Origin of the sequence: Streptomyces flavofungini (assembly GCF_041028215.1) — a bacterium.
Taxonomy (GTDB): domain Bacteria; phylum Actinomycetota; class Actinomycetes; order Streptomycetales; family Streptomycetaceae; genus Streptomyces; species Streptomyces flavofungini_B.
This window is the reverse complement of record NZ_JASKYR010000143.1, coordinates 1-13,548: the sequence shown is the minus strand read 5'-3', so window position 1 is coordinate 13,548 and position 13,548 is coordinate 1. Positions and strand designations below refer to the sequence as shown.

Below are 13,548 nucleotides of genomic sequence, written 5' to 3'. Positions count from 1 at the left end.
GATCAGGGAACGGGGGTACGAGGCGACGACCGTGGAGCAGATCGCGGAGGCGGCGGAGGTCTCCCCCTCCACGGTCTTCCGCTACTTCCCGGCCAAGGAGGACATCGTCCTCACCGACGCGTTCGACCCGGTCCTGGAGCGCGAGCTGCGGGAGCGGCCCGCCGACGAGCCGATCGCGGAGTCGCTGCGGCAGGTGCTGCGCCGGGCCGTCGTCCTCGGCTTCTCGGCCGAGCCGGAGGAGGCCGTCCTGCGGACGCGGCTGATGGTCGAGGTGCCCGCCGTGCGGTCGCGGATGCTGGAGAGCATGGCGGCGACCGGCGGCATGCTCTGCCGGGTCATCGCGGAGCGCACCGGCGGGGACCCCGGCGACCTGGAGGTGCGGGCCTTCTCCATGGGCCTGATGGGGGCGCTCACCGAGACCACGGCCTACTGGGCCGAGCGCGGCCACAAGGACGACCTCGCGGACCTCGTGGACCGCACACTGTCCGTACTGACGAGCGGATTCTCGGGGGCGCCGGACGCGGGCGGCATGCCATCCTGACCGCATGAACGGTCCGGAGATCACCGTCAGTTTCGCCCCCGAGCTGGGGCTGTTCGTTCCGCATGGGCGAAGGGGCGGCCCGAGCACGGTCGTCACCGACGGCGCGTCCACCCTCGGGCACGTCGTCGAGTCCCTCGGGGTGCCGCTGACGGAGGTCGGCGCGCTCGTGGTGGACGGGCGTGAGGCCGCGACGGGGCATGTGCCGACGGCGGGCGAGAGCGTGGACGTACGGGCCGTCCCGCGCCCCCAGCGGGTGCCGGGGGCTCCCCTCCGCTTCCTCCTCGACGTGCATCTGGGCACGCTGGCGCGGCGGTTGCGGCTCCTCGGCGTCGACGCGGCGTACGAGAGCACGGACATCGGCGACCCCGCGCTCGCCGCGCGCTCGGCGGCCGAGCGGCGGGTCCTGCTCAGCCGCGACCGGGGGCTGCTGCGGCGCCGGGAACTGTGGGCGGGCGCGTACGTCTACAGCGACCGCCCCGACGACCAGCTCCGCGACATCCTCGGCCGTTTCGCCCCGCCGCTGCGGCCGTGGACGCGGTGCACGGCCTGCAACGGCATGCTGCACGAGGCGTCGAAGGAGGACGTCGCGGACCGCCTGGAGGGCGGCACGCGCGGCACGTACGACGTCTTCGCCCAGTGCGCCGCCTGCCACCGCGTGTACTGGCGGGGCGCCCACCATGACCGCCTGGAGGCGATGGTGACAGCGGCCCTCACGGAATTCGGCGGGGCGGCCGAAAGGCTCGGTCAGGACAGCTTGGCGGCCAGGGACGCCGGATCGGTCGTGGGGGCGTCGCAGACGAAGGAGCGGCAGACGTAGGCGGTCGGCAGGCCGTCGACCAGGCCCCGGCCGTCGAGCAGCGGCAGTTCGGCGGAGCCCGCGGGTCCCGCCGCGACCACCGCCCCCGGCGCCCCGCCGAGCAGCGCGGTCCGGTGGAGGTCCCCCAGGACCTCCCCCACGACGGCGACCTCAAGGGGACCGGACACCGCCGCCTCGGCCACCGAGAGCCCGTGCCCGATGAACCGCGGCACCCGGGGCCCGAGCGCCTTGACGACCCCGAGCGCCCGCTCGGCGGCGAGCCGGTGCGGTGTGGCGCCGGTATGGGCCGCGTACGAAAGGAGCGCCCCGGCGGCGGCCGTCCAGCCGGAGGGCGCCGCGTTGTCCGTGGGGTCCTGCGGCCGCCGGATGAGCCGCTCCGCGTCGGCCGCCGTGTCGTACAGCGCCCCGCTCTCCGCGTCCACGAACTGCGCGAGCACATGGTCGAGCAGGAACCCGGCGAACTCCAGCCAGACCCCCTCCCCCGTCACGGACGCCAGCACGAGGAACCCCTCGGCGACATCGGCGTAGTCCTCCAGAACCCCGGCGTTGGCACCGGCCTGCCCGTCCTTGGACGTCCTGGTGAGCCGCGCCCTCGGGTCCATGTGCAGCCGTACGAGCAGGTCGCCCGCGCCCACGGCGGCGGCGACGAGGTCGGGCCGGTCGAAGTACGCCCCGACCTCGGCGAGCGCGGCCACGGCGAGGCCGTTCCACGCGGCGACGACCTTGTCGTCCCGCCCCGGCGCGGGCCGCTCCGCGCGCGCGGCGAGGAGCCTCTGGCGTACGGAGGCGAGGCGGGAGGCGTCCGCGACGGGGCCGTCGAGCGGCGGCAGCTGGAGGACGGAGGCGCCCTCCTCGAAGGTGCCCTCCTCCGTCACTCCGTAGACCTCCATGGCGAGCTCGGCGTCGGAGTCCCCGAGGACCTCGCGGAGCTGCGCGGGCGTCCAGACGTAGTAGGCGCCCTCGACCTGCGCGCCGGTGGCCGGGTCCTCGCTGTCGGCGTCGAGCGCGGAGGCGAAACCGCCCTCGGCGGTGCGCAGTTCACGGACCATGAAGTCCGCGGTCTCCAGGGCGACGCGCCGCGCGAGAGCGGACCCCGTGGCCCGCCACAGATGGGCGTAGGCGCGGCACAGGAGCGCGTTGTCGTAGAGCATCTTCTCGAAGTGCGGCACGACCCACTCGCGGTCCACGGAGTACCGCGCGAATCCGCCGCCGAGCTGGTCGTAGATGCCGCCGCGGGCCATCCGCTCGCAGGTCTCGGCGGCCATCTGAAGGGCGCCCTCGGCCCCCGTACGGGCGTAGTGCCGCAGCAGGAACTCGATGACCATGGACGGCGGGAACTTGGGCGCCCCGCCGAAGCCGCCGTGCGCGGCGTCGTAGTCCCGGGTCAGGCCGAGCAGCGCCTGCGCGAGGTCGTCCTCGCCGGGCCGCTCGCCGGAGCCGTGGGTGAGCTGCCGCTCCCCGAGGTCACGCACGATCTTGCCCGCGACCTCGTCGACCTCGCCGCGCCGGGCCGTCCAGGCGTGGTGCACACCGTCGAGCACCTGGGTGAAGGAGGGCATGCCGTGCCGGGGCTCGGGCGGGAAGTACGTACCGAAGTAGAAGGGCTCGGCGTCGGCGGTGAGGAAGACGGTCATGGGCCAGCCGCCCTGGCCCGTCGCGGCCTGTACGGCCTCCATGTAGACGGCGTCGACATCGGGCCGCTCCTCGCGGTCGACCTTGATGTTGACGAACTTCTCGTTCATGACCGCGGCGGTCGCCCCGTCCTCGAAGGACTCGTGCGCCATGACGTGGCACCAGTGACAACTGCTGTACCCGACGCTGAGCAGCACCGGTACGCCGCGTTCGCGGGCCTCCTCGAAGGCCTCGGCCGACCAGGGCCACCAGTCGACGGGGTTGTCGGCGTGCTGAAGCAGGTAGGGGGACGTCTCGTGCGCCAGTCGGTTCGGCATGCCCCCATCCTGCCCTGCCGCCGGGGACTCACGTGGGAGCCCCGTCCCCGGCCGTTCTCCACGGGGCTCCGGTGGACCCCCGTGAGCCCTTCCTAGATCCGCCGCAGGCGCGTGAGCAGGCCCCGCCGGGCCCACCCGGTCCGGCGCAGGCCCGCCCAGAGGCACCAGGCGGTGAGGGCGGACGCGGTCAGGACGGCGCCGGACGCCGACGGCAGTTCGTTCATCACCAGGACGCCCGCAAGCACCACCACCAGCCCGTCGAACTGCCATACGAAGACCCGGAGTCCGGACAGATCGCCGAGCGGTGTGATGACGGGCAGCAGCAGTTCGATGGGGAGGTTCATCTTCATCTCGCGCAGGAACCGCGCCCCGAGCACCAGCACCACCGTCCCGGCGGCGAGCAGCGCCGCGTCGGCCGCCCGGCCGTCCGGCACCGGCCACCGGGCCAGGAGCGTGACCCCGCAGGCCGCCCCCGCCATGACCGTCACCGCGACGACCGGCCAGGCCAGGGTGCGGGCGAACACCCCGCCCCACCACTCGCCGTACAGCGGGGCGAAGGTCAGCTCGTCGCGCAGGCCGCGCCAGGTCTCACCGGTCCAGCCCGACCCCCAGTACACGCAGACCGCACCGGCCAGCCAGGACAGCGTCGCCGTCCTGGCGTCCGGTTCCGCGACGCCCAGCGTCAACAGCACACCACCGGCCGGCAGGAACGCCGTGGCCGCGAGGGCGCGCCCCCGGGTGCGCAGGGCGCGGACCGCCCCCTGCGCCAGATGTCCGCGCAGCCGCCCGTCCGGCCGCCGCAGGGCGGAGGTGAGGCCGTGCGGCTCCGGGCGGTAGAGGTCGAGCGCGTGGTGCAGCGTGCCGGTCCAGGCGAAGGTCTGGGCCTCGGCGGCACGCGCCGATTCGCGGGCGAGCCGGGCCAGGTCGACCGTACGGACGGACCGGAACGCGGTCCTGCCGAGTACCGCCGCGGCGGCCACGAGCACGGCGACGACGAGCCAGAGGCCGCCCCCGCCGAGGAGCGCGGACCGGCCGAGCGGCGCGAGGACGGCCCCGGCGGCGGCCACGGCACCGGCGAGCAGCGCGTTCTCGCGCACCGTGCGGACCTGGCCCCACAGCCACGCCACGGGGGCGAGGGCGCCGGTGCCCGCGGCGACGGCCAGGCCCTGCGCGAAGAGCGCGCTTCCCGGGTGGTCGAACACGTCGGTGGCGAGGAACGCCGCCGTGCAGAGGCCGAGCAGCGTGCCGGCTCCCGCGTAGGCGAGGCGGCGGCGGGCGATCGTGTCCAGGTAGTGCGTCGGGCTCAGGTCCGTGGTCATGAACACGTGCAGCAGGAACGGCTTGAGCACCAGCGGTCCCCAGAACCGGCCGGTGAGCTGGGCGCCCCAGACCGCCGCGGCGGCGGTCAGGCACGCCACGGGCACCGCCGTCTCCGGGGACGGCAGGGAGAGGAGCGGCCGGGAGGTCCGCACCAGGTAGACGACCGGCACCACGTAGACGAAGCCGAGGATGACGGTGAGATAGGCGGTGTACGCCCAGTCCCGCACCGTGGCGCGGTCCCCGCGGCGGGCGTACCGCCTCCGTACGGCCTGGACGCGCTCCCTGGGCGGGGCCTCGACGGCGGTGATGCTGTCCGTCGTCATCCCAGCTCCATGACGCCGTCGCAGGCCTCCACCACGACGGACTCATGGGTGGCGACGAGGAACGAGGTCCCCTGCTCCGCCCGCTCCATGAGCAGTTCGGTGACGAGGTCCACGCGATCGGAGTCGAGGTGCCGTTCGGGTTCGTCGAGCAGGACGACGTCGGCCGGGCGGACCAGGGTCAGCGCGAGGCTGAAGAGCTGGAGCTGCCCGGAGGAGAGCTGCGAGGGGAACCGCTCGCCCAGTCCGGCGAGGCCGAGCCGCCCGATGACCTCCCCGGCCCGTTCGCCGGTCGCCGTGGAGTTGCCGTACCAGGAGGCGGCGACCATGGAGACCTGCTCATGGAGCGTCATGTCCCGGGCGACGGGCACCGGTTCGACCAGGGAGGCGACGAGCCTGCGGTGCCGGGGCCTCGCCATGTCGATGGCCTCGCCCCGCACCAGGACGGCGCCGTCCGTCAGCCTCCGGCTGCCGAGGAAGGCCCGCAGGAGCGTCGTCTTGCCGGAGCCGTTGCTGCCGGTGAGGCACCAGAACTCGCCGGGCGGCACCGCGAACGTCGTCGGTGCGAGCAGCGTGGTTCCGTCGAGGACGACCGTGGCGCCCTTGGCGGCGAGCGCGGGCACGCCGCTCACGGCCGTTCCAGAACGATCAGCATCTCCCGTGAGCGCGCCGTATAGGGCTCGCCCGCGTACGAACCGTCGGCGCCCGCCACCTGGAGACCCGCGATCCGCGCCATCAGCCGGATCTCGGCGAGCGTGGCCCAGGTGGCCTCCTCGTGGAACGCGGTGAGGGTCGCCGCGCCCTGGACGAGGAAGATGCTCAGGACCCGCTGGGCGGCCCGGTCCGCGGTCTGCGTCACCGTCACCATCCGGTCGCGGCCCAGCGGATAGGTGACCGAGTGCGCGTCGCCGCCCGCGCGCTGGTACTCGGCAGGGTCGGTGCAGTCGAGGAAGGCCGCTCCGCCCGGCTTCAGGTGCCGCGCGACGACGCGCAGGAGGCCGATCTTCTCCTCCTGTTCCTGGGCGAGGAAGAAGGTGTTCCGCGACAGGGTGATGACGTCGAACGCGGAGTCGAGCCGGAGCTCGCGGAAGTCGCCCTGCACCGCTTCGACGTCCCGGTCCCCGCGCTTCTTCTCCAGCACGTCCAGCGACGGCCGCGAGGCGTCGACCGCCACGACCCGCGCACCGGCCTCGGCGAGCGCGAAGGAGGAGACCCCCGTGCCGCAGCCGAGGTCGAGGACGCTGCGACCGGCGAGGGGCCGGTGGGAGGAGACCCAGGCGGCGAGCCCGGCCCCCGGGGAGAGCATCGAGGACATCAGGTCGTACGCCTCGATCGCCGTCTCTTCGTACACGCTCGGGTCACTCACCGCAGCGCCGCTCCTTCCGCATTCTGTTGGCCACGGCGAGGGCTCCCGGCAGGTTGAACCCCACCTCGGCCGTCGACCGGTTGCTCGCGCGTACGCCGTTGACGCGCGGCGCGAACTCGACGTTCGGGCGCAGCTTGAGGGCCCGCACCTGGCTCTCGACGATCTCGTTGGTCCCCGGGAAGGTGTCCGCGATCACGATGGGCGCGTCGGTCACCTGCAGCATCATCAGGGCCGGTGAGTCCGCGCGCCCCTGTGCCAGGCGCATGACGGTGTCCAGCGTCGCGGGGAAGACGAGGAAGCACTCGGACGCACCGCTTCGGCCCGCGTTGACCTCCGGCGGTGTGTCCTGGTCGTCCCACGAGTCGGTCCACACCGTGCCGTTGGCCAGGTGCCTGAGCGAGCGGACCGCCAGGAACCGCGCGGCGGCGGGCGTCACCGACACGTTCACGGTCAGCTCCGGGTGGAGCTCGCGCAGCCAGTGGATCCACCACGGCACGAGCGCCGCGCTGATGGACCCGGTGATATGGACGTGCAGCTCCGAGCCCTCGTACTTCTCCACGTTCACGCGAGGGCTCCCGTCGTGCCGGGGGCGGTACCGGAGGCGGCCCCGGGCGTGCCGTCGAGCGGAATCCACTCGGAGGTGAGGATCGGCTTCATCCGGTGCTCGACCGGCGCGCTGGGGAAGACGTTCATCAGCAGGAACTGGAGCATCCTCGCGTCCTCGGACGCCGCCGCCCGGCTCGCCGCGAGCACCAGGTCGTACGGGAGGCTCCGGGTGACCCAGGCGAAGTCGGCCTGGTTCGCGCTCATCACGGAGAGCTGCTGCATGGCGTCGAACAGCGCCTTGGGTCCTCGGCTCCGCGGGTTGTAGAGCACCTGCGTCCAGCCGTGCGGGACCACGGGGGTGACGTCGCGCCACGGCGTCGGCCCCTCGCCGGTGACCTCACGCACCAGCAGGTGCACGTTCTGCACACCGGGGTTCGGCGCGAAGAACCGCCAGCCGGGAATGGGCCAGCCGCCCGTGAACTTGCGCAGGTCCTGGTTGTAGGAGTCCGGGGTGTTCTGGAGGACGGTGGCGACCAGGTGCGCCGCGAGCGCCCCGACCGCGAAGGTGGCCGCCCCGCCCTTGATCCTGTTCGTCATCCGCTCAGCAAGCATCCATGAACCTTCTGACAGCGTCTTCGACCTTCTCCGCGTGCCGGCGGTAGCCGATGATCGACCGGTGCGCGGAACCGTGCACCAGCTCGTATCCGGCCCCCAGCTTCTTGGCCAGTACGGCCTGCTGTTCGGCGAACTCGTCCGAGGCGAGGACCAGGACCTTTCCCACCGCGGCGAGCCGGTCCACGGCGTCGCCGGTCGGCATGGACCGGTACTCGCGGACCGAGTTGACGATGTTCCCCGGCGAGAAAACGAACTGCACGTGGCTGTACTGGGTGTCGGGGGTGTAACCCGCCTGCCGTTCGACCGCGTTGGGCGCCCATTCGTAGATGCCCGTGATGGCCGCGAGGAGGGTGTAGACCTGCGCCTGGAGGAACTTGCCGAGGCGTCTGCGGTCCGTGCGGTCCTCGTCGAGGAGCGCGGGGTCGGTGCCGTCGACGACGATCAGCTTGCCGACGCGTCCGGCGAAGGGCCGCTCCCCGAGGTAGGAGGCGGCGCTCAGCGAGCCGATCGAGTGGGTGACCACCACGATCTCGCCCTCGGCCCCGGTCTCCCGCAGCACGGCGGCGAGCAGCTCCCCGCTCGTGGCGCCCGACGTCGTGAGGCCGTAACCGGGCCGGTGGTAGCGGATGACCGTGTGGTCGCGGGCCAGGCCCTCCGCGACCCACTCCCACGATTCGAGGGACTGCCCGAGGCCGCACTCCATGACGATCACCGCCCGGGAGGCGTCCGGGTCCGCCGGGCGGTCCACCCGGTACTCGACATCGCCGTCCGCGTGCCGCAGGCGTGCGGCGCCCTTGGGGCCGAGCCGCCGCTGTTCGGCGATCCGGCGCTTCTCGCGGGCGATCAGCGCGCTGGCGATGACGACACCGCCCGCGACGCCCGCCACGGTCTTCTCGAACGTCCGGCTCGCGCCGCGGGTGTCGAGGACGTGGCCGACGGCACCGTGGGAGCCGAAGAAGCCCCACACGAAGCGCGGGAGTTCCATGGCCGCGGCCACGCCGACGTGGAAGGCCTTGACCGCGGTGAGCGCGTGGCGGGCCGGTTCGCGCGGCAGCAGGTAGATGAGCGGGAAGACCGACTCCCAGACCACCGTGCCGACGGTCAGGGCGCGGCAGAGTGCCGGGTACCGGCGCAGGAGCTCGGCGGCGGGGCCACTGCCGTACGCCTCCGTCCCGAGGACTTCGAGCAGGGCGTCGCCCTGCACCCAGCTGCTGCCGAAGGCCTTGGCGATGCCGGAGACCGCGTAGCTCAGCCCCGCCTGGAAGTTGACGGCGCGCAGGAAGAGGTCGTCGGAGACCTCCGGGTCGGGAATCAGCGCCGTGAGCGCGCGGTACTGCGTGATGACCGCGGTCATCTGGTCGGCGCCGTCCCTGCCGTACGGGGTGCGGATCTCACTGAGCCGGTTGCAGGTCCCGATGACCGCCGCGGCGGCGATCTGTGCGGTGCGGTTGCCGCGCGCGAGCAGCAGTCCCGCCGAGGCGGCGAGGGTCGCTCCCGCGAGAAGTCTGGGGGTACGTGAATGGTCGAGAACACGGCAGATCCGGTGCCGCAGACCGCCCGGCGGATACTGCTGGGCCGATGTCCCCCTGAGATATCCGTCCTCTTTGAATTCCGCACGGAGAAATAGCGTCTCCGCCGCTGCCAGCGTCTGCCCGATCGCTATCGGCAGAAATACGCGGTCGGCCGCTTGCTGGGCCGCAGTCGCGTTCGATGCGCGCTGCACCCACCGCTTCCATTTCACCGGTTCTTCGTCTCCCCGTCGCACACCTGGCGGCCGTCACAAGCACTGCGGGAACCGTGCGCCGGAGAAGCCCGGTATTGCGGGCTTCTCCGGCTCCGGGTCAGCCCTCCGTCAGCAGACGAGGCATATGGTGCTGCCCTGGATCACGAACTGAGCAGCGGTGGGGGTGGCCGGGGTGGCCATGGCGGGCGTCTCGCAGTCCGAGTGGAAACCCGGCGCCGCACCGCTGAGGATGGTGTTCGCGAATTCCTGGGCCGCCAGCGCCTCGGGGCGAATCTCGGCGGAATCCGTACGCGTGAGAGTCGATTCGGATCGCACTTCACTAACCTTTCGTCGGTGGTCATGCGAGCGAATGGACTCGGCCTGCCTTACGTTGCCACCCCCGTCGCCCGCTCTGAGTGAACGTGCCGCACAACGCCTGCAACTCGACGTCGCGGACCGACCTTAAACAAACCTTCAAGAACGAGTCAAGCACGCCTGACCCGGCAATTGCCGTGCGTAGCAGATGACTTCGCACGTCACAGGAGTCACAGTTCATTTTCGGCCCCGCGGGAAAAGCCTCCGCGCGGCTCCACCGCCGCGCCCTGATCCGTCGGCTCCCTCGCGTCCGGGGCCCGTACGCAGGACACTTGGGCTCCGGCGATGTTGCACTCGGAGGGGGAACCCATATGCGGGACAGCCATCGGGCCGAGGCCGAGCGGCTGTTGGTCCGGGCCGTGGAGGAGGAGGTGCGGCGCTCGGGCGGGCGCGTCGACGGGGGTGTGCTGCTCTCGCGGTCGCGCGCCGCCCTGGACGGCATGGCCCGGACGGCCGCCGAGGAGTACGCGGCGTACACCCGCGCCCTGGACGAGGCGGACGCGGGACGGCTCACCTTCGGCCAGCGGTACGCCCGCGAGGGCGCGGGGACCCCGCTGCTCGTGGCGGTGGTCGCCGCCGTCGCCGCGGGTGTCTCGGATCTGTCGTTCGGCACCAGCGCGGGCACGGCGCTCGGCACCGGTGTCGTCGTGGCGGTGGCGGGCGCCGCCGCCACCGTCCTGAAGGTCACGGCGTCCCACGTCCCCGCGGCCAGCCGCCGCGCCGGGGCGCTCAGCCAGCCCGGCGGGCCCGAGCAGCTCCGCCTCCAGTGGCTGACCGCCCTGGAGGTGCGGGGCATCAGGCCCTTCCTCGACCAGCAGCGGGTCCTCGCCGCGTCCACCGGCACCCGTACGGCGAAGAAGCCCGCGCCGCAGCTCCGCGGCACCGACAAGAGCGCGGCGGCGCGCAGGCGCTCCGTGCTCCAGCAGTCATTCGAGCAACTCCCGGAGGTCGAGGGGCCCTTCGCGGGCCGCAGGGCGGAGCTCGGGCACATCGCGCGGTGGGTGCACGCGGCGCGGGCCAGCACCGACACCCGGCCCACGGTGGTCGTCCTGCACGGGGCGCCGGGCTCGGGGCGCTCCTCGCTCGCCGTGCGGGCGGCGCACGAACTGCGGGACCAGTTCCGCGGCGCCTGCGTGGTCGATCTGCGCGGCGACACCCCGCAGGAGACGCCGCTCTCCACGCGGGACGCGCTGCTGCATCTGCTCAACCGTCTCGGCGCCCCGCGCGAGCAGCTCCTGTTCCGTGAGCGGTCCTCCCAGGAACAGCAGGTCAAGCGGCTCACCGAGCTGTACCACCAGTATCTGACGGGTGTCGCGGTGACCGTCATCCTCGACGACGCGGGCGACGCCGAGCAGGTCCGCACCCTGATCCCCGAGCGCTCCGACAGCCTGGTCCTCGTCACCGCGCGGGAGCCCGTCCGGCTCCCCTCCGACCTGCCCGCGTGGGTGCACGCGCTGCCCGTGGAGGCGCTGGACGAGGCGGGCGCCGAGCAGCTCCTGCGGGAGTCCGCCGAGGACCCCTCGGGCCCCTACGACGCCGACTCGGCGGACGCGATACGGGAGCTGTGCGGCGGCCTGCCGCTGGCCCTGCGCGCCGCGGGCTCCTCGCTAGGCCCCCGTACGCCCCGGCAGCTCGCCTCCGACCTCGCGGCCTACGGGCCCGCCGACAAGATCGGCCCCGTCGAACGCGTCCTGTGGCTGCGCTACAACGACCAGAGCGAGCCCGCCCGGCGCCTCCTTCGGCGTCTCGCGCTCGCCGGGCGCGCCTCGCTCGGCCCGTCCGCCGCCGCGGCCCTGCTCGGCACGGACGAGCAGGAGGCGGACCGGCTGCTCACCGCGCTCTCCCGCGCGGGCCTCGTCGACCGGCTGCGCGGCGGCCGGCACCGCCTGCACGACCTGGTGCGCTCCTTCGCGCAGGGCCGCCTCCTCGACGAGGAGGAGCCCGCCGAGCGCACCGCCGCGCAGGAGCGCCTCATCGCCAGCTACGGCGAGCTGGCCGACACCGTGATCCGCCTGGTCGACGGCAAGACGTCCACCCGCGCCGACCAGTTCGGACAGCACGGCTTCACCTCGCTCGACGCGGCGCTGCGCTGGCTGGACGACGAGTCGACGTTCATCACGGCGGCCCTGCGGCACGCCGAGGGCGTCGACCAGCGGGCCGTGCTCAATCTGCTCGGCGCCCTGTGCGACTACTGCCTGCTCCGCGGCGACCTGTACCGCCTCGGCGAGATCCAGGAGCTGACGCAGGCCATCGACCAGGGGCTGCTCGGCCGCAGCGTGCAGTGGCGCACCGGCATCGCGGCCCGCCAGCTCGGCGAGCTGGATCAGTCCCGTACGACACTGAACTCCGTCGTCGACCTGTACTTCGAGGCCAACCAGGACGCCGCGGCGGCCCGCGCCCTCGGCTCGCTCGGCATCACCCTGCACCACCAGGGCAACCTCACCGAGGCCGCGGCCCGTCTCACCGAGGCCCTGAACCTCCAGGCCACCGACGAACTGGCGGGCGACCGCGCCTGGACGCTGCACGCCCTCGCGGCGGTGGAGCGGGACCGCGCCCATCTGGCGCACGCCCTGGAGATGCTGGAGAAGGCGCTGCGGCTGCACCGCGAGAGCGGCTCGGTGCACGGCGAGGCCTGGACGCACTTCCAGCTCGGCCAGCTCTGTCTGCGGATGGGCGACGTACCGCGCGCGGAGAGCGAGCTGCGCGACGCCCTGGACCGGTACGGCCGCACCCATGACCCGCGCGGCGAGGCGTGGGCCCTCACCCAGCTCGCGCGGGCCCGTCTGGTGGACGGCGATCCCTCACCGGCGGTGGACGGAATGCGCCAGGCGGTCGCCCGGCACCGTGACAACGAGGACGCGCGCGGCGAGGCGTGGTCGCTCTACTACCTCGGGCAGGCTCTTGAGGAGACCGGCGACCTCGACCAGGCGGTGCGCGAGCTCGAACGGGCGCGCACGATGTTCTCCCGGATGCGGGACGTGTACGGCCTGGCGTGCGCCCGGCACCACTCCGCGCGCGTCACCCGCGACCAGCGGGCCGCGCAGACCGGCTCCCTGCGCAACTCCGGCTTCGCCCGCCAGCTCCTGGTGGACGCCCGCGCCGACTTCCAGCGTATCGGCGTGGCGCACGGGGAGGCCTGGACCTGCCTGGAGCTGGTCGTCGTGGACGCGGGCAACAACCGCACCCAGCAGGCGCTCGCCCTCTGCGACGAGGCGATCACGCTCTTCGCCTCCTACGGCGACCGCAGGGGCGAGGACTGGGCGCGCTTCCTGCGCTGCACGCTGCTGCCGTACGCCTCGCCCGGCGGCTGGGAGATCGGCACGGCGGTCGCCCAGGAGGAGCTGTCCCAGCTCGGCCGCACCGAGCACCCGACCCGCGACGGCAAGCTGACCGAGTACGTCCAGGCCTTCGGGCTCCTCCTGGAGCGCGGCGCCGATCTGGAGGCGGGCTGGCAGGCCTGGCGGCTCGGCATGGTGCCGAGCCGGCACGCCCGCGAAATCATGGGAGTGGACATGCCACAGCCCAGCTGACCCGGGGCGCTACTTCCCCGCGTCGTCCCGCTTCTTCGGGGACGAGCCGTCACCGGCGGCGGCGCCGACCGGCTCGTCCCGCTCCGCGCCGCCCGGCTCGGCGCCGTCCTTCTCCGGCTCCTTGAAGTCGACCTTGCCCATGTGGCGGTTCATCGACTTCATGAGGCCCCAGACGGCAAGGGCCATCACCGCGAAGACGATGAACCCGAGCACGCCGGGCGTCACCTTGTCGTCGTCGACCTCCTTGGCAAGAGGGACGAGATGCGTCATTGCCAGATGTACGTTCACGCTAGGCATTGTCGCGGATGCCCGCGAAGAGGTCGTCCTCGGGGAGGGAGGTATCGACGAGCGACTTCGCGAGCTCGTACTCCTCCGTCGGCCAGACCTCCCGCTGGAGGTCGAGCGGCGCCCGGAACCAGCCGCCCTCGGGGTCGATCTGCGTGGCG

The 13,548-nt window shown here is 73.1% G+C and carries 12 protein-coding genes and 1 pseudogene; 3 read left to right on the top strand and 10 right to left on the bottom strand.

Going from position 1 to position 13,548, the window contains the following annotated elements; translation table 11 throughout:
• Positions 1–541, top strand: a 541-nt coding sequence (locus AB8Z36_RS12820) for a TetR/AcrR family transcriptional regulator (protein ID WP_369213385.1), incomplete at its 5' end; no start/stop codon positions are given.
• A 4-nt stretch (positions 542–545) separates the two neighbouring features.
• On the top strand, positions 546–1,358 hold the full coding sequence (locus AB8Z36_RS12815; protein ID WP_369213384.1) for a Mut7-C RNAse domain-containing protein: 813 nt from the start codon (positions 546–548) through the stop codon (positions 1,356–1,358).
• Here the strand turns inward: AB8Z36_RS12815 and AB8Z36_RS12810 are convergent.
• The 8 genes from AB8Z36_RS12810 to AB8Z36_RS12775 all read right to left on the bottom strand — a co-directional run bounded on the left by AB8Z36_RS12810 (position 1,286) and on the right by AB8Z36_RS12775 (position 9,533).
• The gene (locus AB8Z36_RS12810) at positions 1,286–3,307 is read right to left on the bottom strand and encodes a thioredoxin domain-containing protein (protein ID WP_369213383.1); all 2,022 of its coding nucleotides are present in this window, start codon (positions 3,305–3,307) and stop codon (positions 1,286–1,288) included. The genes AB8Z36_RS12815 and AB8Z36_RS12810 overlap by 73 nt on opposite strands.
• 92 nt (positions 3,308–3,399) lie before the next feature.
• Positions 3,400–4,950, bottom strand: coding sequence for a hypothetical protein (locus AB8Z36_RS12805; RefSeq protein ID WP_369213382.1), 1,551 nt, complete (start codon positions 4,948–4,950; stop codon positions 3,400–3,402).
• Positions 4,947–5,579 (bottom strand): ABC transporter ATP-binding protein, encoded by a 633-nt coding sequence (locus AB8Z36_RS12800; RefSeq protein ID WP_369213381.1) that lies wholly within the window; start codon positions 5,577–5,579, stop codon positions 4,947–4,949. The genes AB8Z36_RS12805 and AB8Z36_RS12800 overlap by 4 nt, the downstream gene beginning before the upstream one ends.
• Positions 5,576–6,313, bottom strand: a complete 738-nt coding sequence (locus AB8Z36_RS12795; RefSeq protein ID WP_369213380.1) for a class I SAM-dependent methyltransferase — start codon at positions 6,311–6,313, stop codon at positions 5,576–5,578. Before AB8Z36_RS12795 ends, AB8Z36_RS12800 begins: the two co-directional genes overlap by 4 nt.
• On the bottom strand, positions 6,306–6,878 hold the full coding sequence (locus AB8Z36_RS12790) for a CypD family RiPP peptide-cysteine decarboxylase (RefSeq protein WP_369213379.1): 573 nt from the start codon (positions 6,876–6,878) through the stop codon (positions 6,306–6,308). The genes AB8Z36_RS12795 and AB8Z36_RS12790 overlap by 8 nt, the downstream gene beginning before the upstream one ends.
• On the bottom strand, positions 6,875–7,471 hold the full coding sequence (locus AB8Z36_RS12785) for a hypothetical protein (RefSeq protein WP_369213378.1): 597 nt from the start codon (positions 7,469–7,471) through the stop codon (positions 6,875–6,877). The genes AB8Z36_RS12790 and AB8Z36_RS12785 overlap by 4 nt, the downstream gene beginning before the upstream one ends.
• On the bottom strand, positions 7,461–9,197 hold the full coding sequence (locus tag AB8Z36_RS12780; RefSeq protein ID WP_369213377.1) for an alpha/beta fold hydrolase: 1,737 nt from the start codon (positions 9,195–9,197) through the stop codon (positions 7,461–7,463). Before AB8Z36_RS12780 ends, AB8Z36_RS12785 begins: the two co-directional genes overlap by 11 nt.
• A gap of 129 nt (positions 9,198–9,326) precedes the next feature.
• On the bottom strand, positions 9,327–9,533 hold the full coding sequence (locus AB8Z36_RS12775; protein WP_369213376.1) for a cypemycin family RiPP: 207 nt from the start codon (positions 9,531–9,533) through the stop codon (positions 9,327–9,329).
• A gap of 350 nt (positions 9,534–9,883) precedes the next feature.
• Here AB8Z36_RS12775 and AB8Z36_RS12770 point away from each other — a divergent pair, with 350 nt between their 5' ends.
• A complete protein-coding gene (locus tag AB8Z36_RS12770) occupies positions 9,884–13,102 on the top strand; it encodes a tetratricopeptide repeat protein (protein ID WP_369213375.1) in 3,219 nt (1,072 codons plus the stop codon).
• A 9-nt stretch (positions 13,103–13,111) separates the two neighbouring features.
• On the opposite strand, the gene AB8Z36_RS12765 is transcribed toward AB8Z36_RS12770, so the two are convergent.
• A complete protein-coding gene (locus AB8Z36_RS12765; RefSeq protein ID WP_369213386.1) occupies positions 13,112–13,372 on the bottom strand; it encodes a hypothetical protein in 261 nt (86 codons plus the stop codon).
• Between the two features lie 19 nt (positions 13,373–13,391).
• A pseudogene (locus AB8Z36_RS12760) lies at positions 13,392–13,548 on the bottom strand (mycothiol conjugate amidase Mca); the annotation flags it as partial.

Bases quoted from the DNA above. Each gene is read 5' to 3' on its own strand.
- AB8Z36_RS12815 (WP_369213384.1), top strand. From the start codon at position 546: ATGAACGGTCCGGAGATCACCGTCAGTTTCGCCCCCGAGCTGGGGCTG.
- AB8Z36_RS12770 (WP_369213375.1), top strand. From the start codon at position 9,884: ATGCGGGACAGCCATCGGGCCGAGGCCGAGCGGCTGTTGGTCCGGGCC.
- AB8Z36_RS12805 (WP_369213382.1), bottom strand. From the start codon at position 4,950: ATGACGACGGACAGCATCACCGCCGTCGAGGCCCCGCCCAGGGAGCGC.
- AB8Z36_RS12765 (WP_369213386.1), bottom strand. From the start codon at position 13,372: ATGACGCATCTCGTCCCTCTTGCCAAGGAGGTCGACGACGACAAGGTG.
- AB8Z36_RS12810 (WP_369213383.1), bottom strand. From the start codon at position 3,307: ATGCCGAACCGACTGGCGCACGAGACGTCCCCCTACCTGCTTCAGCAC.
- AB8Z36_RS12785 (WP_369213378.1), bottom strand. From the start codon at position 7,471: ATGCTTGCTGAGCGGATGACGAACAGGATCAAGGGCGGGGCGGCCACC.